This window comes from Paenibacillus sp. 1182 (assembly GCF_017833915.1).
Lineage (GTDB): Bacteria > Bacillota > Bacilli > Paenibacillales > Paenibacillaceae > Paenibacillus > Paenibacillus polymyxa_D.
This window is the reverse complement of record NZ_JAFICR010000005.1, coordinates 214197-239248: the sequence shown is the minus strand read 5'-3', so window position 1 is coordinate 239248 and position 25052 is coordinate 214197. Positions and strand designations below refer to the sequence as shown.

The following is a 25052-nucleotide window of genomic DNA, read 5'->3' as shown; positions in this document are numbered from 1 at the left end:
CTATCCTATGTAGTAGCTCCTTGTATTTAAGACAGACCAAAATATTTTCGATTGCCGATAATATTCCATTTTTATTTGACTCAGATGTTTTCATAAAACATTTTAATTCACATTGCTGTGCTTATTGTAGGTAGTGATTTGAAGCTTTAACAACTGTATTTAGTGTTTCACTTCTTGTACATTGTGGATCAAATAAAACAGGAAATAAATCCTCCATGCCTCTCAGGTGATCTCGATCTAAATACTCTGATCGAATTAGTCCATCTTCGGCAAACACAAAGAAAACCTGGTTGTAGGCAGAAATTCCTCTTAAAAATGCTGGTTCCATAAAGGTATCGACGATAATGGGCTTCTTTTTACCCATTTGTTATAACTCTAAAATAATGAACTCAACACTTTCATCAAAGACCGAAGAACCATTGACTCTATCGTTCCCACAACCTAAGAAAAACCACTCCCAATCGATAAAGTGACTTAAAATTGCCGGATGGTCCTGAGGGTTAGCTTTGCCCTGATAATCAAAGGTATGGTCATCAGAAGAATAATACTCCCCACTTGGAGGCTTTCGTCTTAGTCATAGTGCTTTTTACCGCCGTAAGGCCCCCGCCACAAATCCAAGCAAATGTGATTTAGATAAAGCCTTAATACTCGATCTGAAATTTTCAAAGTACATCATTCCCCTGTCTAAAAATTGTTTCTTACAAGGGGAAAAGTCTCATTCTGAAAGCACTACAGTAATTTCTCATCATCCATATTCATTAATAATGCCCCCATCGTTAAGTTATGTTTGGTTTATTCGATTCCGTCCCACATTCCACACAAAGTCTATCCATACCTAAAGCTCTTTTCCCTTGGCTCCTACAAATCCATTTCATTTTATCCTATTCGTTCCCTTGGCCTCGTGGTTTATCATCATTTATTATTCACCATTTCTTTTGATTTTTTATATTCTCGTTGCACATAATAATAAATCCGTCCAAATCGGCATGCCAAATCACCACAAGCAACATCTGGTGCTTGCAGCATGGACATCTCAACGGGTCTTGTTCATATGTCTCTATCACTCAGTCTCTATCACTCGCTGGCGATACGAAAAGCGAAAGAAGCTCGACGCTTTCCTGACCAGCAAGAAATTGATTTTCCTAACCTGACAGAAGTAAGCTGAAGCTGCATGAACACAATAACAAATCCGCCTTTTGCCAAAAGCCCCTCTACGCCAAGCGAAGGGGCTTTTCTACAGGATAGAACTAAAAATCAGAGCTTACTTTCCACCTATTTCGTCGCATTTCATCCGTTGGAGGAGTCTCTAACGTAAGCTTTGAACCATCCTCGGATATGGTCAAAGCCCTATTATGATAAACTGAGATAATGACAACCGAACCATCCCTATTTTTGTGGACAATCCACCGCTGATTATTGTAGCCCAAATAAGAATAGAGCTGAATTTTATTGTGCTCCGCGTCCAGATCCAGCGCCTGTCCGGAGGTCGTTCGGATGGAATAGGAACCTGCATCATCTCCGGTCGGCACAAACACCCATTTTTGATCCGAGGCTTCATTTGCATCCTGTACACTAACTGCTTCGCCATTTGCCAGGCGGGCTGTATATATGGATTTTTGGAATGCTACGTTCACGAGGCTTGATACCCTCAACTTGGCCGGTTTCCCTCCTGTCACATTTACATTCTGATAAGAGACAGAGCCGCCAAAGACATGAAGTCCGAAATGACCTTCGGCAAAGGTCCCATCCTTCAGATCCATTATTTTCAGTCCTCCCATATGTACCACGATATGCGGGCCTTCCGCTTGAATCTTTATTTTATAGGTTTGGCCTCGCTGGATGAAGACCGGGACTTTCGCCAGAACCTGTCGTTCCTCGAATCGTCCATCTATTTTGTAGAACAGGCGAATAGACTTCATGTTAGGATCTAGATTCAGGTAGTAGCCGCTGTGCCCATCCTCGCTTGCACGGAACAGAAGTGAACCAGCCCCGCCGGACGTGCCAAGCTTCAGTTCAGCTTCATAAGTAAAATCCCCAGCCTGCTCCTGGGCCATATAATTCGCGTCGCTTGAGTATCTTCCACGAATTCCATCCTTGCTGAGTACCCATGAAGCCATTGACGGATCTGGGGTCCAGCCGCTGAGACTGGTATGAAACTCGCCGCCAGAGACTTTTACAAGAAGGCTGGCGGATGCCTTTTCATTTGGGGTGGATACAGTAATGACGGACTCGCCCTCTTTTTTGGCCATAAGAGTTGCCTGAGAAGCGCCGGCTCCCTTTATGCCTACCACCTTGGCATTACTGGATTTCCACTCCAGCGGGTGAACACCATTGCCAGGCCCATTCTCCACTGCCGCCCGCAGCGTTTCGCTTTGCCCTATCCCTAGTTCACGGTCACCCGTGTCCATTGCAATCCGTAGTGGCGAATCGTTATCCGAATTCCACACTGATCCAAGCTTGTTTACCGACAGAGAAACAATCTTCACATTGCCACCCTGATTATAGAAGCTCATCTCCCTACTGGCCGGATCAGGAAATATGACCTCGGAGAAAACCACCTTGCCTCCATTAGCGAAGACCTCAACAGAGGATTCATCCACCAAAATCCGCATCTGGATCCGCTTGTTCTCGGCTTTCATCCCCGTTTCATGTCTTGTGGTAAACAGATTGGAGAAATCCGTAGCTCCGGAAGCAGAGCGATCCACGAACAATTTACTTTCGCCTGGCTTATAACCCACCACAGTCTTCTGATTCGCACCTTCACGTAGATTAAAACCAAACTCTGTTACGTTACTTCCAGCCGGAATCTCCAGTTCGGCTTCAATCTCATATGCTCCAGAAACAAGTCCCTTCAGCAGGTTTGGAGAAGATGGATTGATCATCTTGTCAGTTACAGAGAACAGCCTGCTGCGCAGATGTTCCATCTCCTTGATCGGACCCTGGGCGAGACGGAGTCCGTCGGGGGTCATGACCAGAGCAACCTCTCTCGGAACAGTCAGTCCCCCCTTCCAGCCCGAAGTCGGAAAAGCGAACGGATAATCCCAGTTGGACATCCACGCCAACATCACTCTGCGCCCATCCGTCATGTCCGAGAAAGACATGGATGCATAATACTCCTTGCCAAAATCCGTTCTCAGCACCTTTCCTGCCGGATTGTCATTTACGAATTTCCCCTCTGCAGTCAGACTTCCCACAAAATATTCAGAATCCGATCCTCCTGTTGCCGAATTCGCCCCTGTACTGATCATGAGAACCCACTTCTTCTCTGACGTTTCCTGCACGACCAGTGGGAACAGGTCAGGGCATTCCCACACACCGCCACGAACATAATCTCCATAACCCCAATTGTCGGTCAACGTCCAGTCCAGCAAATTAGCCGATGTAAAGAACCGGATATGATCACCACCGGACACTACCATGACCCAGCGATTATGCTCGTCATCGCGAATCACCTTAGGGTCGCGGAAATCCCATCCCCCCGGTTCTTCCCCGTTCTTGCCGGGGTTCTCAACCACGATCGGACGATTCTTGGCATAATGCCACGTACGCCCCTGATCCTTGCTGTAAGCAAGGCCAATGCGCTGGTTGCCATTAGGACCATCTGGGTTATAGGAAGTATAATAGGCGATCAGACCTTTGCCGCCCGAATCCGTAAATAAGCCTGAAGTATTCGTTACATCCGCCACAGCAGATCCGGACCAGATATGCCCGTAATCATTCCACGGAAGTGCAATCGGCAGACGTTTCCAGCTCAGCATATCCTTGCTGACGGCATGGGCCCATGTGCCTCCATCCTGATGGAAAAGATGGTATTCACCTTCGAAATAGACCAACCCGTTCGGGTCACTGGCGTACCCACGGATCGGTGTATAATGATACTGGGGACGATAGGTTTCAGTATAATAATTATTAGACTCCGTGACATAAGCATCCTGAAAGTAAGCGCTTCCCTTTTTCACAACAAGACCGGCGTTTCCTGTTGAATACGAATGATCCGTTACATCGATTGCTGGTGGAGTATAACCGTCCACGAAAACTTGAATCCGGTTACCCATTGCCTTTACTTCCACATAATGCTTCGCCCCCGCTAAGCTCGGATAAGGTCGCTCTGAGCCTGCAATTGCAGTTCCATCCGCTTTCGTCAGCGATACGCGGACCTGCTCTCCTTCCTTCACCAGAGTAGCTTCATATCCACGTGTTCCATCGGTAGAGGACCGGAAAGCTAGAGCGGCAGCAGCATCGGAGCGGAAAACGATTGTTCCTTCATATACAAAGTCAGCAGCTTGCCTGCTATAGATTTGCTGAGCCTTGCTCTGGTTCACAGACGTTCCTTTTTGGCCGCTGAGGTCAGGCTGCCACTGTCCTTTTTTCACAAGTACCAAACCCAGATTCCCTTTCAGATCGCTAACGGTTATGTTTTGGAACAAGGCTGACCCATCCCAGACGTGAAGTCCAAGGCGGCCAGATCGGTATGAACTGTCTTGAACATCAATCACAGGCTTATATTGAGTTCCCCAATATACTTTCAGCGAGGCCCCTTCAGCTTTTACCTTGAGATGATAGATCTCCCCTTTCTTGAGCGAAACCGGATGCTCTTCATTTAATTTACCTGCTCCACTGCCCGCATCTTTTAAACGGATAATACCGGACTGCGGTGCAATTTGAAGCATATACGAATTCAATCCGTCTTCATTGGAACGGAAGAGCAAAGAAGCATCCGCTTGCATATCCTTGATCATAACATCGGCTTCATACAGGAAATCATCTGCTATTGTTTCTGAGATGGCCATCACGTCCTCCTGCGGATCAGATGTCAGCAGGAGCCCTTCTGCGGCATCTCCCCACTTGCCATTTCCTTTTACCTGCCATCCTGTCAAATTTGTATTTAGATTTATAACGTTTTCAAAAATAGAAAGACCCTCCTTTTCCGATTTTCCTGTGTTACCTTCCGCCCGTGCAGCCCAGCCGGTATCAGGACTAGCGGCGTAAACTCCAGATGAAGTCATAATAATAGCCATCACCATGAGGATGTGCAGCACAGCTTTGAATTTCTTTTTCATCGATTACCCTCCATTTCTACTCTACGGAATAATCATCTTCTACCAAAAAAGTAGAAGGCGGCCAGTTACAGCACAGTAACTGGCCGGGATAGCATATTAAATTTGTTATAAAATATATAGAGCTTGAACTTGTGATTTCTATTTTAGGATTTGAACGAGACTATTGGGAATGTTCAAACTCCGACTCCCCTCTCTCTTTCCCTTTTTGTTAATTTTCAATAATATCCGAGCCCGGTGGAACACTATACTCATCCTTATGCTCCAAGATGGCACTTAAATTGAAATAACCGTTCAGGTTCCGGAGCACAACCTACCGGTTCAGCGGGAAAATCAGCAGCAGCTGCATAACGCCGCCCAAAAAATTTTGTGAGTTGACAAAAGTAAAATGACACGGGTTTATGGACCAGCAATATAGAAGGCTTCCATATCTAATGCGATATGGTTCAACGGCAGCTCGTGGTCCTTTTTCTCATCTGGCTTCAATGGCCTTCAAGGCGTCCCTATGTTAACGAATTCATCTTCAGAATGCCGTCTGGTCAGCATTTGTCCACTCTTCGGATATACAAGTATATGTATAATTTCACCTTCCGAATAAACACTAACACCGCCCCCCCGTACCTACGATATATTACAAGCAGTAGGAATCCTTACGCAGCACCCCATTTAAATCTCGCTATAAACTGCTGCATTGACATCGGTTTCCCAGCCAACGGGAACGGCAAGACCCGCCGCAGAATACTCAGTGTTTGTAATTTTCGACCCCGTCTTAGGAGTTGTGTAGCGAATCTGTAATTTGGCTATCCGGCGGAAAAGCTCAATAAAATCACAGCCGGTTATACAGAGCTCATTTTAGTTTACCTCCATCCTTACCCTCAAAGTACTTATACTTGTGCATTTAATTGTTCATCAAGTTTACATTTATAATCAATATTTATAAACATTAATTTATATAACCAAAAGTATAGCGCTTTCAAAAATAAAAAGCAATGAAAATCCCACTCACTCTGTTACTTGTTTAAGTTTATATATTTCCTTGATAGCAAACCCTCACGAGAAGGGGTCTAGCTCTCTTTCTTTTCTTAGAAGAACACCGATTTATCCTAATAGTATAGAATCTTTTTTATCTAACTCTTACTACAAAAAAGGCAAAGAGTAGTGTAGTATAAGAGGGGAATGTTTATTAGCAGTATGCAAGATCAAAGAATTGTTTTCAAGCTAAAAACCACATTCACATTTACATTTGAATAAATTTTTGTTTATCATTTAAGATTTTATGAAGCAGGATAAAAAGGAGCTTATTATGGCTGAGAAAGTAACGGTTCAAGACATCGCGGATGCAATGGGGCTGTCTCGAAATACCATATCCAAAGCCCTCAACAACCATCCGCAAATTCCAGAGGGCACAAAAAAGAGAGTAATCCAAAAAGCAGCGGAGATGAAATACAAAAACTACAGTTTTATGAATGGAGGCAATATTGCTCTTCTTACACGAGGGGACATTAACGCCATCAGCTTCTACTCTGAAACGATTAAAGGAATGGAAACCTCCCTGCGCGCTGAAGGCTTTAATCTGATCTTATCTCTTGTCAATCCTGAGGATATCCATTCATGCACACTGCCCTCCAATATTAACCAATCAAATGTGAACGGAATTGTTTGTATTGAGATCTTCCAAGAAGCCTATATTGAAACTATTCTAAACACGGGCATTCCAACGGTATTTATCGATTTTTTGCCAGAGTCGTTGAACTCTCCACACAAATTCGACATCCTCTTGATGGAGAATCACCGCACGACATACAATCTTACTCGTTCTCTCATTGGACGCGGCCATTCGGAGATTGGATTTATCGGAGACCACAATCACTGTCGAAGCTTCTATGAGCGTTGGCTTGGTTACGATCAAGCCCTCCGGATGCATCGCGCTTCATCTGGAGAGACGTTCAGCATCAAGCTTGAGGACAACAATCCTTATCTATCTGTTGAGTGGATGCTTGAACAGTTGAAGCAGCTTCCAAAGCTTCCGACAGCATTTGTTTGTGCCAACGATGATATTGGAATTTCGGTTATTCGTGCGCTAAAGGAGTTGCACATCGATGTTCCTGGACAAATCGAGGTAACAGGTTTTGACGATATTGCTAATGCCAAGATTATCGATCCTCCGCTCACGACCGTACATACTTATCCGTACGGACTCGGTACACGCGTCGTTGAGTCCTTGTTGGCTCGATTGGAGCAGCCGGATCGACGGAATGAGACCATTCATCTTGAGACATGCATCGTTCATAGAGGCTCCACGAAGTCTTCCTAATCAAGTTGTATGTAACAAAGATACAGGGAACCATTTTTATTCAGAGCATATACACTGTTATTTTTAAGCAAGGTAAGATGAATAAGATTTTCAGATACCAAGGTAGTATGAATGAGAGAGATAGCAAAACTAAAAAATTAATCTTTCTCACATTCTTATGTTTTATTTTTTTGCTCCTTATAGTTAATAACCATAGTGTACTTCTATCATTACAATATAGACATAAATAAATAAGAAATTGAATCAGCACTTTGATTTTCAATGATATTCCTCCAAATAAGTTATGTTTTTCGCGTTAATTAAGTTTTGATGTGTAATGAATTTTTCAGATGAGTAAGCGCCCGAACTGTAGAAGGTATTTTGGTAACTAAATTAAAATGAGTTAAGAGAAGCATTTAGCGTAGATCTCATTTTTAAAAAGACGAAAAACCTCTTCACAATTCAGCCCTATCTCCTTTCTAATTATTGCATTTGCGTAAAGTTAGGCTTATAAGTAGCAGTTTATACTTAAATGAATCTGATATAAATAATACGTTTATATTAGATTTTCTTAAAAGATATATTTAAAAATAAATTGTCCTTATGTCGCATAATACAAATAATTTTTTTATTTATAGAAATAGCTATAACTGTATTCAATGAAAAAAGGTAGGTTCGCAATTGAACCTACCTATTCGGAGAAATTACATATTATTTACTTTCTTATCCTACTTAAGACTCCGAGCCCATCATTCTCCTGGCTTCTTTTAGTATTGAACCTGTTGTACTCATTAGCCATCCCAAAGAATCAGTAGTACCACAATACTCAATAACATCAGCGCATTTTAATTGTCAGGAGAAAATAACGTTCTAGACTAAAAAATAAAGTGTTAGACTCAGCAAATAAAGTTGTAGACTGAGAAAATAGAGAGACTGACGATGCTTCATTAAGCTAACGGACAGATAGGTTAACCATGAGATTTCAATAACTAGTATGGTTGTAGCATTGTAAAAAATATTGATCCCTCATAAGGGGGGAGTGATTTATTATTGAGTCTTTATGTTAAAATTACTATATGGATTGTGAATAAATGTACTTGAATTAATGCAGCAGATTAGTAATGGTAGATTATACCATGTGGATTATATGGAGGTTGCTGTAATGTTTGAAAGTATATGTGTTTCTAGTGATTGCGATTTAGGGACAAGAGCAGAGAAAGCAATTTTTTATGATAAGGTAAAAATAATCGTCAATGAGAATCTGTTAAATCGTTTGTTTTCACAAGTCCATCCCGCTGAATTTATTCCATTTTTAGAAGAACATAAAGAAAATATTGAATTAGTTTATTTCTGGGTTGTACCAGTTACTAGAACTTTCCACCACGATGATAAAACAGAAATAATGTTTACCTCAATGGATGAAGATGATGTAGACCCATACTTAGATTACTTGTGGGAAAAAGGTGGGTTGAATAGTCCTAATGGGCATTTTACAGACTTACCTTTGGCAAGAAAACTTTACAGATTAATGAGTAGAGATGATATTTATTTTGAAACAACAAAAAAGTATGCAGAAGAAATGGAATCTGAAGAACAAATCATAAATTACTTAGAAAATTTCCTTATAAAGACCAATCCTTTACTTTTAAAGAAACTTCCAAAAGATATTAAGTTAAAATTACACATCATAGAAGATGATGCTCTTTTAAAAAGATATGAATTAGAACATAATATTAGGTAAGAGATAATTGACCCTCTCTCATTTCTAGGAAGTTATTTTTCGACTTTTTCTAGCTTTGAAGTATGGTCAAAGCACTCATCGGATTTCCAATTAAGCCCATCATCTTCTATCTTAATTGCGAACAGATTTGATTCCCTTTATAACAAAATCGTTAGTGGAAGTAATAGTATAGAAACATTTAATAATTTTGTACTGAAAACTGGAAATGTTAGAGGAGTTTTGAATTCCGGGGAAAAGACTTTTTCAGAGTATATATCTATATATGAAAATAGTAGAAAATTCAAGGAGTTTATTGGTGATTTACCCCCAGAAGCTAATTTAATACAGGAATACTTTAATGCTAATAATGCAAATACTTGGGCTGAGAAATTACCATCTAAAACAATCAGGTTGGGCTGTTTACAGGTGCAGGTTTACTTAATACAGTAGGTGGCTCAGGAGCTGGCACTTTATTAGGAATTTCATTGAGTGCGGTAGATACATTTTTAGTAGATAAGCTAATAAAAGGATGGAAACCAAATCACTTTATAGAAAATGATTTAAAAAACTTTATAAATAGTTAAATATGTAATGTTAGACTAACGGGAAACGTTAGTTTAACAACAACAGCGGCAGTCTAAGACCTTATTTATCAGGTCTTGTTCTGCCGCTGTTTCATTTAATGGATTAGTCTAAAACTTATTTCTCAAAAGTTGACGGTTCTTCAATTCGAAAACGTTGTTAAGTCAACGACTCCAGTCTATTACTTTATTTTTACAGTACTAATCCTTTTCTTTTGTCATTTTAAATCATTCCCCTCAAATAGTTTATTTCTTCGCCATCTTCTTATATTCGGACACCATACAATAACTCCACCGATGTATACTAGTGTATAAATATTCATTTCTCATCAATTATGAAATTTTTTTCTCATTAATTATGAATACATTCTCATTAATTATGACACCACACACTCACATGTATTGCTAAAAATTTAAATCTTGTAAGCCTTCATAGCTTTTCTTAGCTCTTTGAACGAAGGACGTTTACCATACATTAAGACACCCGTACGGTAGATCTTGGCGGCCAGCCAACCGAACAGCAAAATGGAGGCGACCAGAATACCAAGTGACAGCCAGATTTCCAGCAGGCTCGCCCGTTCCAGACCAATCCGCAACAGCATGACGGTTGGCGAGAAAAATGGGATGTACCCGGCAACCTTTACGAAAATCGTATCAGATGCGGCGATATTGAAGATACCGATATAAAAGGCTGCTAGTGACAGCACGGTAATCGGCATGATCGCCTGTCCCAACTCCTCGGTACGGCTAACAATGGAGCCCACCGCGGCGAACAGTACTGCGTAGAGAAAGTAGCCGAGGATGTAGAATACCAGACCATAACCCAACACCGCGATATTCAGTTGCGACAGATCCAGCCCGGCTGAGCTAAGAATGACATTATTATGCGGCAGCATAAGGTTGGCACATACAGCGGCTGCAAAGACAGCAATTTGCAGCAGGCCGACCAGGAAAATGCCGATAATTTTTCCGAACATCTGGGTCAACGGTGAGACACTTGTGATGAGAATCTCCATGATACGTGAGCTTTTTTCCGATGTCACCTCTGCAGCAATCATATTCCCCGTCATCATGGAGGAGGTGAAGAATAAAATCATCAGTACATAGACCAAACCATAGTTAATCATAGAGGTCTCTTTTTCCTCTGTCCCCACAGCTCCCCCTGCCTCAGACGAACCGTCTACTTCCCTGCTATCCACCATTACAGGTGTGCTAATTTCACGAATTTGATCGCTGGTCAATGCATTGCCGCCCATAATGGCTTTGACCTTAGCTTCCTGAAGTCCCGTCTGCAACAATGTAATTACAGCAGGAGATGGCTCTTTTTCTACAGAGACGTACTCCACTTTAGGAAATGTGTCTCCCTTAGTGGCAGGCTCCGTGAACTGCACGTAACCTTGCAGCTCCCCGTTTTTCAAGGCTTGCTGCATGGCCAGCGTTTGTACGTTGTCATAACGCACCCAGATGGCTGCCGGGTTGGATTGCTTCTTTGTAAATTGCTCCAGCTGATTCGCCACTTCTATCCGGCTCCCGGCAATCAGTCCCAAGCGATGATGCTCGGCTGCCGTCGTGCCCGAACCTCCTGTCCCATCTGCTTTAAACAAAGAAATCAAATATGGCAGATTCATACCAAGCGTAATGAGCAAGGCCAGTACCAGCGTTGTAATGATAAAAGATTTGGTTCTCGCCTTCTGACGAAACGTAAAACCGATTACCGTACCCAGTCTATTCATGGGAATCACCCACCTCTCTTATGAAAATCTCGTTCAGCGTAGGTTCCTTGATCTCAAAATGCTCTACATCCGTTTGCTCCAACGCCGTTTGTAATACCAACTTCGCCGCATTCGGCTGCTCAATATGCAGCATCCAGCCGCGATCCATAGGCTCTACACGGCGCACGCCGGGCAGCTGTTCCAGTCCGTTCACTTCACCTGTAGTGATGAGACGAACTTTTTCACGCGGGTAACGGCCCTTAATCTCCTGCACACTTCCCTGCACAACTGTATTTGAGCGATGCAAAATCGTAATATGGCGGCACAGTTCCTCCACATGCTCCATGCGGTGGGTCGAGAATAAAATCGCAGCCCCATCGTCCCTCAGCTCTTTCACCGTATCCTTAAGCAATTCAACGTTTACCGGATCAAGCCCACTAAAGGCCTCATCCAAAATGAGCAGCGTCGGGCGATGCACAACGGCGGCAATAAAGCCCATTTTCTGCTGATTTCCCTTGGATAGCTCCTCAATCCGCTTGTCGTAATATTCGGGCACCCCAAAGCGCTCCAGCCAGTAGCGTAGACTTTTGTCCGCCTCCTTAGCCGACATTCCGCGCAACCTGCCCAAATAGTTAATTTGCTCGCTCACCTTCACCTTGGGGTACAACCCTCGCTCCTCGGGCAAATAGCCCATCGTCCGCTGTAGCTCCTTGCTGTAGGGCTTGCCCTCATATTGAATGTTACCTCCATCAGGGTAAATCAGACCGAGCACCATGCGCATCGTTGTCGTTTTGCCTGCTCCATTGCCTCCCAGTAGTCCGTAAATCTCCCCACCGTTCACATTCAGCGAAATTCCGTTCACCGCCGTGTGGTTCCCATATTGCTTCACGACCTCTTTCAATTCCAGCATGTTCATGATTACTCCGCTCCTTTTTTCTGCGTGTATGTCTCCGCATCTTCTGATAGTTGTCCCGCAGACCAATGTACTAAAATATCATCCAGTTCCAAACGCCGCACACGGATGGGGCGGATGCCCGCTTGTTCCAAGATGGCGCTGGTCTCTCCGGCTGCCAACGTTACAATTCGCTGCAATCCGCCTTCGCTCTCCATCTCTACAACACCCGGAAGTTCCGATGCCTCCTCCGGTGTGCCTTCAAACCACATTTCTTTGCTATTTTCGAGCAAATGGTCTTTTTCCAGCTTGCCGAGCAGCCTGCCATCATGCATCAGGACAATATAATCCGCCAAACGCTTAATCTCGTCTATGATATGAGTGGCAATAATGACCGTCGTTTTGCCGTTCTCCATACAATCCCGCAGTTCCTCCAGCATGATTTTCCAGGCAAAAGGGTCTAAACCCGACGAAGGCTCATCCAGCAGCAACAAACGAGGGTGAGGCGCCAAGGCTGCAGCCAGTTCAAACTTACGGCGCTCTCCCTTGGACATGCGCGATAATTTCGTATGCTGAGGAACCTGAAATCGTTCCATCAGACGCTGAAAACGTGTTTCATCCCAGCCGGGATACCACAAGGCTCGAAACGCCGCTGCTGCTTCTGCTGTGAGTCGATCTTCCTCACGGGTCGGCTGCTCTGACATATACCCAACCCATTGTCGTGTATCTGCCGGCATGCCGTCCGGATACGCTTGACCGAACCAACGTATTTCACCGGAATCCGGGTGGATAAGCTGAGTCAGCAGATGAATCAATGTACTTTTGCCCGATCCGTTATGTCCAGCCAAAGCGACTACATATCCCGGTTCAATGGTTAGATTAATCGGTCCAATTTCCCGGTTACCTCGAGTTTTATAGACTTGGCTCATCTCAATAATGGGTGTTTTTATCTGTATCCCCATAGGAACTTCCACATGATGGTTTACATCGTTTTTCACGGGCGTCACTCCTTCACTTGGACTTCATACCTTCTCTTCACCATTTCTGCGAAAAGCTCCAACAATTCCTGTTCTGTCATCTGTACAGCGATGCCTGTGTCAATCGCCGTTTCCAACGCCTCGGTCACTGCTTTAAGGCGGTAACCTGAGCGCTTATCGTCTTCGACCAGAGCTACGAAGGTGCCCGTTCCCTGCCGGGTACGAAGCAAACCTTCGTTCTCCAAATCCTGATAGACCCGCCGGACGGTGATGACGCTGCAGCGGAGCGTCCCTGCGAACTCCCGAATGGAGGGAAGCAGCGTTCCCGCTGCAATCTGTCCGGTTACGATGAGTGAGCGAAGTTGCTTTTCAATTTGTGCATACAGCGGTTCCGCGCTATTCTCATCAATTTGCACTGGTATATTCACCTGCTTCTCCCCCCCTTTTTATCTATCTTTGTACACATCCCGCTAAGTCAAGTCCCGTTTCATAAGCCTACGCTGTGTCACCTTATAGGACACCCACATACCCAGAACTCCTGCCAGCAACGCTCCCCACATCACCGGAGACAACAGCTGCCATTCCTTACTATAAAATGCCGTTATCAATACCAGATTGGCCCCACATACTCGAACTATAATCGTAACTATCCCACAAATGAGCATAATGACAATGGATATCCAAAAGTAGGATTTTCCTTTTTTAAGAAATTCCAAATGAATATAAATGGCTTGAATCAGCATTCCGTAGCCTATCCAGGTAAGTGCAAACGATACAAAGAAACCTGTACTGGCATATACACGAAACGTAGCTGACAACGTAAACAAGAGAGTGAAAAATATTACACTATTCACAATAAACGCCAAAATCGCTTGTTGAATTCGACTCATAATCACCGCGTTCATCGGTATAGGCAAGGTGCGGAAAAAGGCTAGCATATGCGTATAGGAATCTTCCTGAAGATATTTAAATGCACGACGGTTATAAATGAATCCGAGAAACGGAATCAACACCAGCATGATAAAATCGGCTACTGGACTCAAGTTTCCACGTTCATCCCAATGCACACTTACAGCAAAACTCATGGTAAATCCCAAATACGCAATAAACAGCAATGTCCACAGCATGACATATGGATTGTTGCGAAAATCCTGCCGGGTAATCTTCCATGCCTGCTTGATAATTGTCATTTTCTTATCCTGATCCCTTCTGCACTGCCTGTAATGACGACCTCGTTCTCTCTTCATACGAAGTTATTATTACAGTAATCAGTGTTATCACTGTATATATCTTTATACACAGTATATAAACCATGAATTACAACTGTCAATACCTGAATGTAAATTGTGCGTACAATCACAAAAGCTCGTCAGAACCTATGCTACTCTGTAAATGATAAACGTTCTCAATCAAGGGGATGACCAAATGGATAAGATACTGCACTGGGATGAGCCGATATTTAACCTTGTTAACCGTTATCCCGAAGTGAAGGACATCATGGTAGAGCTGGGTTTTCACGATATCGCCAAGCCTGGTATGTTACAAACCGCAGGTCGTTTTATGACACTGTCCAAAGGTATTGCATTGAAAAAATCAGCTATGGAAACCGTGGAACGCACGTTTTTGCAACATGGTTTTACCATTCAAAAATAAAGGAGCTAACAATCATGAGCGAGCTAATTAATAACCGTGAACATACAGCACAGGAATTAACGGAACGCCAACAAACGCTAAAGGAAATTATAAAAGAATTACATGCCGGGAAAAGCGTGGAGGAAGTCAAAGCACGTTTCGCAGAGGCAGTTGGCGGAGTAAGCGTAGCGGAAATTTCGGCTATGGAGCATGCATTGATGACTGAGGAGGGAATTCCCGTATCGGAAGTGCAGCGTCTTTGTTCCGTGCATACATCGATATTCAAGGGTTCCATTGAGGATATTCACCGTCCTTCAAGACCAGAGGAACAACCGGGACATCCCGTTCATACCTTCAAGCTGGAAAATCGAGAGATCGAACGATTGGTCAACTTCAAGTTGTCATTGCACGCGGACCAATTTCAAAAGGACGACAGCCCCAAAATCATCTACAAGCTACTGGAAGATTTAAGTCTGCTGCTCGATCTCGACAAGCACTATAGTCGCAAAGAAAACCTGGTCTTTCCTTATCTAGAACGCTATGGAATTTTTGGCCCAACCAAAGTCATGTGGGGTGTGGACGACAGCATTCGTGCCGCGATTAAGGAGGCGAAGAGTCTACTCACCGAATATAATGGAGATCGTGAACAGATTGGGAAGGCACTTGCCCATATCATAAGCGAAGTGAATGAAATGATATTCAAGGAAGAGAATATTTTGCTGCCGATGGCACTCAGTAAGCTGACAGAGGATGAGTGGCTGAAAATAGCCCGAGAAAGCGAGGAAATCGGATTCTGCCTGACCGCTCCCGAACGTGAATGGATACCTGAACGGGCAGAGGAACCCGCAGAAGCCCTTGAGCAAACGGAAAACACATCTGGAACACCGCAAGGCTTTGTGAGATTCGAGACAGGGATTATATCTGTACAACAATTGGAACTGCTTTTGAATCATCTACCTGTTGACCTGACTTTTATCGATGAAAACGATGTTGTTCGCTATTTTTCCCATGGTAAGGAACGAATCTTCGCGCGCACGAAAGCCGTCATTGGTCGTACCGTACAGAATTGCCACCCACCCCAAAGCGTGCATGTCGTTGAGAAGCTGCTGGAAGATTTTAAGGCAGGTCGCAAGGATGTTGAAGATTTTTGGATTCCAATCAAGGACAAATTTGTCTACATCCGTTATTTTGCCATCCGTGATGCAGAGGGCCGCTATCTGGGAACGTTGGAATTTACGCAAAATATCGCACCGATTCGTGCTTTGGAAGGACAAAAGCGTATTCTATCCGAATAGTATCCAACCGTAAGCCACCATGTTCAGGTTTTTGCCACCCAAACTTATAATATGTTGTTCTACTATAAGTTTGGCTCCCAGCTTTTCATAAAAAGTACATGCTGGATTATCTGCTAGCACCCATACGATTACAGAGTGAATATCCATACTATTAAAATGTTGAAGCAGACGTAAAAATAGTCTCTTCCCCAAGCCTAAACTATGGTATTCACTCAAAACGTAAATAGCCGTTATTTCTCCCCCAAACGGGGGATATTCACCTGACTTTTCTGGACCCCCACTCACAAATCCGATGATTTCCCCCTTCTCATTTTCAGCAACATATACCCGATGGCCGTCTTCACTGGATAGATTCGCATTCCACAGTTCTGTTCTTTGCTCATAGGAAAGCTGTTCCAAAACCTGGGCAGGCATTATATCTTTGTACGTCGTCCTCCAGCAATTTACGTGCACCTTGGCGATGCCCTCGGCATCTGATATCGTTGCTTCCCTGATGTTCATGTAAGTTCCACTCCTAGTTTCCAATATTATGCACTCTATTATATCGACGATCCAAATCTTGATCTATAATAAGCATATTCATTGTTTAGTGAAGTTGGATAGGATAACCCGTTCACTACACTACTCGTTTACTGGGGGATTCGACTTGAAAAAAATTGTTTCATTTTATGTGCCGCTTGGCATTTCGTCATTAATTGCTGCACTAACGCATGTCATCGTCAATGCTGTGCTTGCTCGTTCGGAGCATCCTTCGTTTACATTAAGCAGCTATGCGGTTGCCGTCAGCCTGTGCCTGCTGTTGGAAACTCCGTTAACCGCTGTACGGCAGATGACCACGAAATTCGGTTATGATCGCAAGTCCATTCATTCTATCGGTATTTTATGTACGTTCGTGGCGGTGGCTGTATTGATCATCGGCTGGAGTATCGGGTTGACGCCCGTAGGCAATCTGGTCTTTCAATATGTATTTGGTGTGTCCCCAGTATTGATCGAACCCACCAAGAACGTATTTCAGGTTCTTACTTTACTATACATATTGGTAGCTGTCCGTAACATATATCAGGGACTTATTATTAACAAGCACCGAACGGCATGGATGACATTCAGCTCGTCCATACGTATTATCGTGATGCTAATTGCTTCCTGGTTTTTGATCCGTGCTGGCTGGACGAATGAGGACGAGTCGGTGCCGCCATTTTTATTGCAGGTATTCTCATAGAGCTGGTCGTTACTTTTTTAGAAGGCCGGGTTCTCAAAAGAAAGCTGCCTCCTGACAACGGGAAGCAAACCATCCATCATGCGAAGCATCTCCTACCTTTTTACCTTCCTTTGCTATATTCGGCGCTGGTGCTGGTTATCCTGAATCCTTCCATCCAAGCTGCGCTGAACAATACAACTGATCCATTTTTGGCCGTGGCATCCTTTTCTGTAGCACTGCAAATCCTGAATCTATTTGTCTGGTTTTGCAGCTCTTTGCATCAAATTGTGATTCAATTTTATACAACCAAGCGCAGGGAAGTGCTGATATTTTTAAGCTTTTTGTCCACCCTGTCGCCGCTGCTACTACTGTTACTTTCCTTTGGATTTGCTGGCGATCCTATGTTACGGAATGTATTGGGATTGGAAGGAGAACTGCTGCTAGAAACCAGAGGACTGCTTCGTATACTGGCTGTCTATGTTGCATTTTATCCTTGGGTGGAATATTTTATTGGACGGTCGATATTAATCGGCAATACCAAACCTATCTTTATCGGTAGGCTGTTTTCTGTGAGCTTTGCGATTCTCGCGCTTATTCTGTGTATCTGCTTTTTTCCAGGACTGGACGGCAAGGTGGCGGGAATTGTGATGGCCGTTTCCTCGCCTGTCGAGCTGGGGATTTATCTGTTGCTTTATCGAAAAATCTCTACAACCACGATGAATGTGTCATCCTGAAAAAACTTACCTAGAGAGCCTTATGCTAACGACCCGCACATTGACTCCCTATGGCACAACTCTCTTTTACGAGGTCAAAATATAAGGACCGTTCTTTGTAATCGCAATCGTGTGCTCGTATTGAGCTCCCCAACTGCCGTCTGCTGTGCTGATGGTCCAGCCATCGTCTCCCCAGAGCACCGCGCCCTCGGTTCCGAGGGTAAATACCGGCTCAATGGTAATCACCATCCCTTCGCGCAGCGGTAATCCCGTTTTGGGACGACCGTAGTGCAGAACCTCTGGCGGCTCATGCATTTGGCGACCAATGCCATGCCCGATCAGAGGCTTGACGTTGCCGAACCGCCGCCAGCCTGCCGTTTTTTCCACAGCATGCCCGATATCCCCCAACGTCCTCCCCGGGCGGGCAGCCTCGATACCTCGTATCAACGCCTTATGGGTCTGCCGCAACAGTCGTGCTACCGGGCGGCTAATGTTACCTACCGCATAGGTCCATCCTCGGTCAGCCAGCCAACCGTCCTTGTTAACCACAATGTCGATGGTCACAATATCCCCATCATGAAGCACTCGCTCCGATGGAAAACCGTGACACACCACCTCGTTGACCGAAGCGCAGGTGGCATAAGGGAAACCTTTATAGCCCTTTTGTTCAGGCGTGGCTCCACGCTTGCTTAAAAACTGCTCCACCCAAGCATCGATTTCAAGCGTTGTAATTCCCGGAAGAATACGACTTTCCAGCGTACGATGGCAATCTGCCAAAATACGTCCGGCCTCCCTCATGTAGCCGATTTCCTCCGGTGTTCGTATTGCTATCTCTATTGGAATCCGCCTCCTTTGAGCATACAAATTCACCAAACCTATCCCATTGTATGCAAGGCGGACACAAAAAAACCGTCTCCTCTGTGGCTAGACGGTTTATAAAAGTCGTATTTCTAGTTTTTCGGGTAATCGAACCCTTTAAGATACTGAAGAATTTATGCGACCGAGTTCGTTTTCCACCACCATGGTCAACTCTTCCTCATACCCTCCTGTAATCCGGTATTTTCGCACATATTCCTTTACAAATTTTTTGGGATCCTTAGGCCGGAAAATTCGAGTCATTTCCCGCAGACTTTCCTTAACTTCATTGTGACCTTTCGTTGCCATGTAACTCCCTCCCAAAACGTTGAAAATAAGTGCTCCGTTGAAGAGAATGCCGAAAAGTATTGATGTCCTTATGCAGTGAAGTAGTATGTCTAATTGCAGCTTAGGTCGGGAACACCTTATACAAGGCATGTACCTGACACTATTATTAACCGATTTTCTTTTGGCTGAATCACTACCCCATTATAACATATTCAGATACAGCTTTCAGCTTTCCAGTAAATTTACATTGATTTTACCTATCTTTTACGCATCATGTCATTTGGGGTACTCAATCAGCTGTTGCACAGGGGGTATACCTTATTTATCGGTTTTTGGAGTGTATGTGTTTGGGGTAAAATAAATAAACATAACAAGGAGGGAAAAGGATGAGCCGCTTTGCTCCGCTGTTCACTGCACCTGTTGCCCGTATGTCTGCCCTGAACATAGGAACTTGTGAAGAGGAGGGCATCAATGTCTCCCTACTTGATCAGGCAGACCGTGAAATCCAAGCCAAGTTTCCTAAAATGCACAGCTTCCTGCTACTACGCCATGGCAAACTGATCTGGGAACGCTATTATAACGGGCATGAAGTAAGCTCTCTGAACGATTTGCGATCCGCGACCAAAAGCTTCACTTCCACGCTCATCGGCATAGCTATGGCTCGTGGTGATATGCCAGGGCCAGAGACGGCTGTGCATAAGCTGTTGCCTGAGTATTTACCTAGGCGGAAGGAAACACTGCTAGAGCAGATTACGATTCGCCATCTGTTGACCATGACATCCGGCTTGTATTGGCAGACGGGCGAAAAGCTCGGAGAAGCTTTTATCCACCGTTTTCATCGCAGCAAAAGCTGGCCATCCTTTGCTCTGCGCTTACCTGTACAGGAGGATCAACTCGGTGTATTCCAATATCGTAGTGTTGATTCGCACCTGTTGTCCGTGCTGCTGACCCATTGTTGTGGGATTGACGCCTATACGTACGCTCTCCAGTATCTGTTCGAACCCTTAGGTTTCGGGAGAAGTGGTTGGGCACAAGATCCAGAGGGCTACACCATGGGACACATCGGGCTATATCTGACATCGCGTGACATGGCTAAATTCGGCGATTGCTGCCTTCATCAAGGCAGCTGGAACGGAAAAGAATTGATTCCGGCCGATTGGCTGCATCAAGCGACACAGCGACAGGTTGAAGGGTATCCAGAATTCGGAGATTACGGATTCCAATGGTGGACAGGACGACTCCACGGCATCAACTATGCGTGTGCGCACGGACATGGAGGACAGCAAATTTATCTTGTGCCAAAAGCGAACGCAGTCGCAGTATTTACAGCAGATAGCAAGGTGAGCCGTTGGAAAAATCCGCGAACACTGCTGGAGCGCTACGTTTTGCCAGCCGTATCCTCCCTCAACTTAGAACGTTCCTGAAATGAGCTTTAATGTGCTTATTGAATATAGGAGGCTAAACAATCATGGAAGTCTCAGCACCAAAAATTCTAATATTATACGCCAGTTACGGGGAAGGCCATGTGCAGGCCGCTCGGGCGATTATGGACAGTTTGCGAAGACTCGGACGCTGCGAGGTACAACTTCTCGACCTCATGGCTGAATCTCATCCCTGGTTGAACGGTCTGACCAAATTTGTATATATGCAAAGCTTCAAAACCATTCCTCAGCTTTACGGCTGGGTCTATAACATCACGCGCGGTATGCAGGCAAAATCGGCCTTCGGCCATGTGCTGCATTCATTCGGAATGCGTCAACTTACGCTCACACTGAAAAAGGAGTTGCCGGATCTCGTGATACATACGTTCCCGCAGCTCGCACTCCCGGCGTTACGCCGCAAAATGGGAATGAATTTGCCTATTGTCAACGTGGTTACAGATTTCGATCTGCATGGGCGCTGGCTGCATCCCGATATTGACCGCTACTATGTAGCCACTGAGGATATCCAGCAGGAAGCCGCCCAGCGGGGAATACCTATCGAACGTATTATCGCTACGGGTATTCCGATTCACGCTTCTTTTTATAACATGTCTGCTAACGAAGTTCCTGTTCAGGAACAGGTAATTCCATCACCACAGTCTGAGACTACTACGCTACTCATTATGGCAGGCGCCTATGGTGTGCTATCCGGCATACTGGATATCTGTCGGCAATTAAGCCAGCTGCCTCAGTTGCGGCTACTCATCGTCTGCGGACGTAATCAGCAACTGAAAGCAGAATTGGATGCGCTGTATGCAGACCACCCGGACATTTACACCTATGGATTCGTGGACTTTGTTCCAGCACTTATGCGTGCGAGCAATCTGGTGATTACAAAGCCCGGCGGCATTACACTCTCGGAAAGCATTGCATCCGGTTTGCCTATTCTTGTGTTCAAGCCCGTACCCGGTCAGGAGCTAAATAATGCTCTGTATTTGCAGCAAAAAGGAGCTGCCCGTATTGCTCGCACGACGGAGGAGCTGATTCAGCATTGTCTCGACCTGATTTCCACCCCCTCTCTTGCCGAAGAGATGACGCAGGCGATTGAGTTGCTCCGCAAGCCTCATCCCGCAGACCAGATTGCCGAGGATATTTTGCATCAGCTTGTGGATAAAAGACCTTCCGTACGGACAAATTAACGAAGAATAAGCCAGACGGAGGGGATACCAATGGAACGCAAAGGAAAGGATTTACTCCCGCTAACGGGTGAAAAGGTAGAAGTGGACGGTGTTTATATTGATGAGGATGGACATGAGCAGCATTTGCACAGAGGCCAGCATTTTCCCGCTGATGTTGTTCTGGGTACTTCCGAGTGGAAAATGACCGAATATGCCTTTGATAATCATCACGAAGGACGTACCGATGAACGACTTATCCCCAAAGAGGATGACAAGAATAAAATGGGTAAAATCACACACCCACGCCGCCATTTAAAAACTGGTGACCGATAATTATGGAAGTATATCCACAATTACACCCAATATGTTGATAGTTTGTGGACAAACTGTGTGCAAAGTATGAATCATCGTAATATTATCTACAGATTGTGCACATTTTGTGTATAAACCATGTTATTTCTGTGGATAAACATTAATATGCGGTGGATAAAGTGTATACAACATGTGCAAAACATGTGCATAACCGTTTAAAAGGCTGAGCGAATCTTTTTCGTTCAGCCTTTTTCGTATTTTTATACACATTCTCTAATTAATTTTTTTACCGAGATCGGGTATGTTCGAACAAGAACATCGCTCCCGGAATGATGAGTTGCCCAAAAAGGACTCTATCACATTAACGGAGACTAATCGAAAATTCGCAAATAGCACATAGAGGAGTGTAAAATGGAAACGGGGACAAACAGAGTCAAAAGAGAAATTACCGAAATGTAAAAAGGCGTAGTCATCATAGAAATCTCGCTTCAGGCAGGCGAACGAATGCAGGAACGCGGTATATAGAAGCATCTAGAAAAACTCGTTGACCAAAATTTGGAGTGGAGTGATCCGAATGGCATCTATTAAAATCCTTTCACTTAATGTCGGCATGCCCAAGCAGATCCAGTTTAATCAGAAGGACGTTTCTACGGGGATATTCAAGTCGGCCACAGATGAATATTTGTATTTATCTTATCTAAACTTCGAAGGGGATGGGCAGGGCGATCTAGTTCATCACGGGGGTAAAGAGAAAGCTGTATGCGTCTATCCCTACGAGCACTATCCGTTCTGGGAAAATGAATTGCGGAGACGGCTCGATTACGGCTCGTTCGGGGAAAATTTAACGATAAAGGGTTTGCTAGAATCCGACGTTTGCATTGGAGACGTCTTTAAGCTTGGCAAAGCTATCGTTCAAGTTAGCCAGCCGAGACAGCCTTGCTACAAGTTGTCCATCAAGTACGGCGTATCGGACATGCCCTTGAAGGTACAGCAAACAGGCTACACGGGATTCTACTTCCGCGTTCTGGAAGAGGGAGTTGCCTCTAAAGCCGACGGACTATCTTTCCTTCATCGCCATCCGAAAGCAATTACGGTTTCATTTGCCAATCGAATTATGCATCAAGAGAAGGATCATATCGAGGGTATTAAACAAATTCTCGAAGTGGAAGAATTGTCCGTAAACTGGAGAAATACGTTTCTAAAACGTTTGGCGGGAACCGAAACGGATTCTCGGGAAAGACTATCAGGCAATTCGTAAGGTGGAAGTGGTTCAATGAGTCTGCAAGCTCGTCTGCCTGCAGTCGAACATCGAATCTGCGAAGCTTGTGGGCGATGCGACAGAAGCGCAGTCCAAATGGGAGGCCCTTCAACCACGGAACGTGGCACTTTATCGGTCATTTGCAAACCAAAAAAGTAAAAAAGGTTATCGCCAAATTCGAGTATATCCATTCGCTTGACCGCTTATCCTTGGTGTAGAGTCAACTTTTTTACCGAGATCGGGCATATCCTTCAATCCTGTCCTCATAGCTTGTATAGTACGGATAACTTATAAAGGGGGATTTGCCTGACATGTCAGTCTATAAGTCTTCCACGGGATTGGATGAAAATATAGCAGCTGTCCTGTGCTATCTGTTTGCATGTATTGGCGCACTGGCCTTTGTCATGCTGGAAAAGAAAAGTCGATTCGTATTATTTCACGCGCTGCAATCCATATTTCTGTTTGTCACCCTCATGATCGGGCATGTGCTTGTTGGATTCATTCCGCTACTCGGTCCTTTCCTCGCTTCCCTGCTAACGCTGGCAAGCCTTGTTTTGTGGGTCATCCTGTTAATTCGTGCGGGCCAAGGAAAGTGGCTCAAGCTTCCCTGGGTAGGCGATCTGGCTCTTCATCAAGCCCGGCAGTTGTGAAAACAACCAAAAACCTTGATCCTTAGCAGGATTCAAGGTTTTTGCTGTTTCGATGATTACTTTTTATCGCATGTTCACTTCTTCTGTCCTATATGAATGTATCGCAGCTTATCTGGGTTGACCATTAAATAAAAACTCTGAATATGCTCCCCGTCCGGTGTAAGTCTGAGACATAAGGTTTCTCTCACTTTTCCGTCTTCCAGAAATGCCAGCTGAACCTCGCCATTGATGATGGTGTGGAACACATCTCTTTCTCGTAAAACGGTTAATACCCGACGAGAAGTCAACAGGGCAAGAACACCTTTGCGTACAACCATCGGTCTCATCACCGTATGCACATTACCTCCGCCATCTGACACGAATACAGGTTGTTCAGCTAGTAGTTCCAGCATAGCAGTCACATCGTAGGCAAGAAAGGCGGTTGTAAAACGTTCTAGTAGTTTTATTCGGGAAGAGTTATTCACATTGCAACTGGACTGAGCCTCAAGAGCAGATTCTCCCGAAGACAGAATACGACGGGAGCGACTGAACAACTGACGACAGTTGCTCTCAGTCTTCCCCAGCAATTCCGCAATATCTTTGTAATCATATTGAAAAGCTTCCCTCAGCACAAAAACAGCCCGCTCTATCGGCTTTAGCTGCTCCAGCAAAACCAGAAAAGCGTAAGATATCATGTCTTTACGCTCTAACCAATCCGCAGGGAGATCTGCGCTTTCACCCAACGGCTCCGGCAGCCACTGTCCTACATATGTCTCTCTTTGCTTGCGCGCAGAGTTCAACAGATTCAGACACCGATTCATCGTCATTTTGGCTACATAGGCTTTGGGATTGTGTAAATCATCCAGGGGCTTATTCTTCAGCTCGACAAAGCAGTCTTGAACTACATCCTCGGCATCTGTAACCGTTCCAAGCATGCGATAAGCAATGGCAAAAGAATATTTGCGATATCTTTGATACAGCTCCTCCAGATTTAAATCCACCGATTCTTGTTCAATTCTATGTTCTTTGCCAGACAAAGCA

The 25052-nt window shown here is 44.6% G+C and carries 23 protein-coding genes and 1 pseudogene; 13 read left to right on the top strand and 11 right to left on the bottom strand.

Going from position 1 to position 25052, the window contains the following annotated elements:
• Positions 1-121: 121 nt before the first annotated feature.
• Positions 122-364 (bottom strand): hypothetical protein, encoded by a 243-nt coding sequence (locus JOD82_RS12515; protein WP_069010903.1) that lies wholly within the window; start codon positions 362-364, stop codon positions 122-124.
• A 660-nt stretch (positions 365-1024) separates the two neighbouring features.
• Here JOD82_RS12515 and JOD82_RS12510 point away from each other — a divergent pair.
• Positions 1025-1165 (top strand): hypothetical protein, encoded by a 141-nt coding sequence (locus JOD82_RS12510; RefSeq protein ID WP_161626975.1) that lies wholly within the window; start codon positions 1025-1027, stop codon positions 1163-1165.
• 82 nt (positions 1166-1247) lie between these two features.
• Here JOD82_RS12510 and JOD82_RS12505 read toward each other — a convergent pair whose 3' ends face one another.
• Entirely contained in the window at positions 1248-5060 is a 3813-nt protein-coding gene (locus tag JOD82_RS12505) for a GH32 C-terminal domain-containing protein (RefSeq protein ID WP_069010902.1), read from the bottom strand.
• Between the two features lie 1300 nt (positions 5061-6360).
• Here JOD82_RS12505 and JOD82_RS12500 point away from each other — a divergent pair.
• Together JOD82_RS12500 and JOD82_RS12495 are read left to right on the top strand one after the other, a co-directional pair.
• On the top strand, positions 6361-7371 hold the full coding sequence (locus tag JOD82_RS12500) for a LacI family DNA-binding transcriptional regulator (RefSeq protein ID WP_029515929.1): 1011 nt from the start codon (positions 6361-6363) through the stop codon (positions 7369-7371).
• Between the two features lie 1141 nt (positions 7372-8512).
• On the top strand, positions 8513-9091 hold the full coding sequence (locus JOD82_RS12495; RefSeq protein WP_069010901.1) for a hypothetical protein: 579 nt from the start codon (positions 8513-8515) through the stop codon (positions 9089-9091).
• Between the two features lie 973 nt (positions 9092-10064).
• Here JOD82_RS12495 and JOD82_RS12490 read toward each other — a convergent pair.
• Genes JOD82_RS12490 through JOD82_RS12470 form a run of 5 tightly spaced genes read right to left on the bottom strand, consistent with a single transcriptional unit; the run spans position 10065 to position 14422 of the window.
• Positions 10065-11384, bottom strand: a complete 1320-nt coding sequence (locus JOD82_RS12490) for an ABC transporter permease (protein ID WP_209949375.1) — start codon at positions 11382-11384, stop codon at positions 10065-10067.
• Positions 11377-12279 (bottom strand): ABC transporter ATP-binding protein, encoded by a 903-nt coding sequence (locus JOD82_RS12485; RefSeq protein ID WP_029515932.1) that lies wholly within the window; start codon positions 12277-12279, stop codon positions 11377-11379. The genes JOD82_RS12490 and JOD82_RS12485 overlap by 8 nt, the downstream gene beginning before the upstream one ends.
• Before the next feature lie 2 nt (positions 12280-12281).
• The gene (locus tag JOD82_RS12480) at positions 12282-13217 is read right to left on the bottom strand and encodes an ATP-binding cassette domain-containing protein (protein WP_185156356.1); all 936 of its coding nucleotides are present in this window, start codon (positions 13215-13217) and stop codon (positions 12282-12284) included.
• Between the two features lie 41 nt (positions 13218-13258).
• Positions 13259-13660 (bottom strand): GntR family transcriptional regulator, encoded by a 402-nt coding sequence (locus tag JOD82_RS12475; protein ID WP_039270421.1) that lies wholly within the window; start codon positions 13658-13660, stop codon positions 13259-13261.
• Positions 13661-13702: 42 nt separating this feature from the next.
• Positions 13703-14422: a hypothetical protein gene (locus JOD82_RS12470; RefSeq protein ID WP_209949373.1), complete on the bottom strand. Its 720-nt coding sequence runs from the start codon at positions 14420-14422 to the stop codon at positions 13703-13705.
• Between the two features lie 235 nt (positions 14423-14657).
• On the opposite strand from JOD82_RS12470, the gene JOD82_RS12465 reads away from it, so the two are divergent.
• Both JOD82_RS12465 and JOD82_RS12460 read left to right on the top strand, forming a co-directional pair.
• Positions 14658-14885: a DUF1858 domain-containing protein gene (locus JOD82_RS12465; protein WP_209949371.1), complete on the top strand. Its 228-nt coding sequence runs from the start codon at positions 14658-14660 to the stop codon at positions 14883-14885.
• Positions 14886-14899: 14 nt separating this feature from the next.
• On the top strand, positions 14900-16159 hold the full coding sequence (locus JOD82_RS12460; protein ID WP_209949369.1) for a DUF438 domain-containing protein: 1260 nt from the start codon (positions 14900-14902) through the stop codon (positions 16157-16159).
• Here JOD82_RS12460 and JOD82_RS12455 read toward each other — a convergent pair.
• Entirely contained in the window at positions 16148-16660 is a 513-nt protein-coding gene (locus JOD82_RS12455; RefSeq protein ID WP_209949367.1) for a GNAT family N-acetyltransferase, read from the bottom strand. The two genes, JOD82_RS12460 and JOD82_RS12455, sit on opposite strands and share 12 nt — an antisense overlap.
• 145 nt (positions 16661-16805) lie before the next feature.
• Between JOD82_RS12455 and JOD82_RS29175 the strand changes: the two genes are divergently transcribed.
• Both JOD82_RS29175 and JOD82_RS29170 read left to right on the top strand, forming a co-directional pair.
• Complete coding sequence (locus JOD82_RS29175; RefSeq protein WP_245249028.1) at positions 16806-17378, top strand: hypothetical protein; 573 nt, start codon at positions 16806-16808, stop codon at positions 17376-17378.
• Between the two features lie 128 nt (positions 17379-17506).
• Entirely contained in the window at positions 17507-18091 is a 585-nt protein-coding gene (locus JOD82_RS29170; protein ID WP_245249027.1) for a hypothetical protein, read from the top strand.
• Between the two features lie 66 nt (positions 18092-18157).
• On the opposite strand, the gene map is transcribed toward JOD82_RS29170, so the two are convergent.
• Together map and JOD82_RS12440 are read right to left on the bottom strand one after the other, a co-directional pair.
• Positions 18158-18940, bottom strand: a complete 783-nt coding sequence (gene map, locus JOD82_RS12445) for a type I methionyl aminopeptidase (RefSeq protein ID WP_081317543.1) — start codon at positions 18938-18940, stop codon at positions 18158-18160.
• 105 nt (positions 18941-19045) lie between these two features.
• On the bottom strand, positions 19046-19234 hold the full coding sequence (locus tag JOD82_RS12440) for a hypothetical protein (protein WP_007428354.1): 189 nt from the start codon (positions 19232-19234) through the stop codon (positions 19046-19048).
• Between the two features lie 365 nt (positions 19235-19599).
• Between JOD82_RS12440 and JOD82_RS12435 the strand changes: the two genes are divergently transcribed.
• The 6 genes and pseudogenes from JOD82_RS12435 (at position 19600) to JOD82_RS12415 (ending at position 24032) form a co-directional block, all read left to right on the top strand.
• On the top strand, positions 19600-20637 hold the full coding sequence (locus JOD82_RS12435; protein WP_209949365.1) for a serine hydrolase domain-containing protein: 1038 nt from the start codon (positions 19600-19602) through the stop codon (positions 20635-20637).
• 44 nt (positions 20638-20681) lie between these two features.
• Positions 20682-21833: an MGDG synthase family glycosyltransferase gene (locus JOD82_RS12430; RefSeq protein WP_209949363.1), complete on the top strand. Its 1152-nt coding sequence runs from the start codon at positions 20682-20684 to the stop codon at positions 21831-21833.
• A gap of 30 nt (positions 21834-21863) precedes the next feature.
• Complete coding sequence (locus JOD82_RS12425) at positions 21864-22145, top strand: transposase (RefSeq protein WP_134904816.1); 282 nt, start codon at positions 21864-21866, stop codon at positions 22143-22145.
• A 553-nt stretch (positions 22146-22698) separates the two neighbouring features.
• Complete coding sequence (locus JOD82_RS12420) at positions 22699-23382, top strand: MOSC domain-containing protein (RefSeq protein WP_209949361.1); 684 nt, start codon at positions 22699-22701, stop codon at positions 23380-23382.
• A gap of 82 nt (positions 23383-23464) precedes the next feature.
• Positions 23465-23594, top strand: a pseudogene (locus JOD82_RS29610) (YggS family pyridoxal phosphate-dependent enzyme); the annotation flags it as partial.
• A 99-nt stretch (positions 23595-23693) separates the two neighbouring features.
• Positions 23694-24032 (top strand): DUF4870 domain-containing protein, encoded by a 339-nt coding sequence (locus JOD82_RS12415; protein ID WP_209949358.1) that lies wholly within the window; start codon positions 23694-23696, stop codon positions 24030-24032.
• Positions 24033-24106: 74 nt separating this feature from the next.
• Here the strand turns inward: JOD82_RS12415 and JOD82_RS12410 are convergent, their stop codons facing one another.
• A complete protein-coding gene (locus tag JOD82_RS12410; RefSeq protein WP_209949357.1) occupies positions 24107-25048 on the bottom strand; it encodes a sigma-70 family RNA polymerase sigma factor in 942 nt (313 codons plus the stop codon).
• Between the last annotated feature and the right edge of the window lie 4 nt (positions 25049-25052).

What these genes read in the sequence shown, in the direction of transcription:
- JOD82_RS12440 (WP_007428354.1), bottom strand. Translation starts at nt 19,234, where the DNA reads ATGGCAACGAAAGGTCACAATGAAGTTAAGGAAAGTCTGCGGGAAATG.
- JOD82_RS12500 (WP_029515929.1), top strand. Translation starts at nt 6,361, where the DNA reads ATGGCTGAGAAAGTAACGGTTCAAGACATCGCGGATGCAATGGGGCTG.
- JOD82_RS12480 (WP_185156356.1), bottom strand. Translation starts at nt 13,217, where the DNA reads ATGGGGATACAGATAAAAACACCCATTATTGAGATGAGCCAAGTCTAT.
- JOD82_RS12455 (WP_209949367.1), bottom strand. Translation starts at nt 16,660, where the DNA reads ATGAACATCAGGGAAGCAACGATATCAGATGCCGAGGGCATCGCCAAG.
- JOD82_RS12515 (WP_069010903.1), bottom strand. Translation starts at nt 364, where the DNA reads ATGGGTAAAAAGAAGCCCATTATCGTCGATACCTTTATGGAACCAGCA.
- JOD82_RS12490 (WP_209949375.1), bottom strand. Translation starts at nt 11,384, where the DNA reads ATGAATAGACTGGGTACGGTAATCGGTTTTACGTTTCGTCAGAAGGCG.
- JOD82_RS12495 (WP_069010901.1), top strand. Translation starts at nt 8,513, where the DNA reads ATGTTTGAAAGTATATGTGTTTCTAGTGATTGCGATTTAGGGACAAGA.
- JOD82_RS12420 (WP_209949361.1), top strand. Translation starts at nt 22,699, where the DNA reads ATGGCATCTATTAAAATCCTTTCACTTAATGTCGGCATGCCCAAGCAG.
- JOD82_RS12485 (WP_029515932.1), bottom strand. Translation starts at nt 12,279, where the DNA reads ATGAACATGCTGGAATTGAAAGAGGTCGTGAAGCAATATGGGAACCAC.
- JOD82_RS12430 (WP_209949363.1), top strand. Translation starts at nt 20,682, where the DNA reads ATGGAAGTCTCAGCACCAAAAATTCTAATATTATACGCCAGTTACGGG.
- JOD82_RS12465 (WP_209949371.1), top strand. Translation starts at nt 14,658, where the DNA reads ATGGATAAGATACTGCACTGGGATGAGCCGATATTTAACCTTGTTAAC.
- JOD82_RS12510 (WP_161626975.1), top strand. Translation starts at nt 1,025, where the DNA reads ATGGACATCTCAACGGGTCTTGTTCATATGTCTCTATCACTCAGTCTC.
- JOD82_RS12460 (WP_209949369.1), top strand. Translation starts at nt 14,900, where the DNA reads ATGAGCGAGCTAATTAATAACCGTGAACATACAGCACAGGAATTAACG.
- JOD82_RS12435 (WP_209949365.1), top strand. Translation starts at nt 19,600, where the DNA reads ATGAGCCGCTTTGCTCCGCTGTTCACTGCACCTGTTGCCCGTATGTCT.
- JOD82_RS12505 (WP_069010902.1), bottom strand. Translation starts at nt 5,060, where the DNA reads ATGAAAAAGAAATTCAAAGCTGTGCTGCACATCCTCATGGTGATGGCT.
- JOD82_RS12415 (WP_209949358.1), top strand. Translation starts at nt 23,694, where the DNA reads ATGTCAGTCTATAAGTCTTCCACGGGATTGGATGAAAATATAGCAGCT.
- JOD82_RS12425 (WP_134904816.1), top strand. Translation starts at nt 21,864, where the DNA reads ATGGAACGCAAAGGAAAGGATTTACTCCCGCTAACGGGTGAAAAGGTA.
- JOD82_RS12470 (WP_209949373.1), bottom strand. Translation starts at nt 14,422, where the DNA reads ATGACAATTATCAAGCAGGCATGGAAGATTACCCGGCAGGATTTTCGC.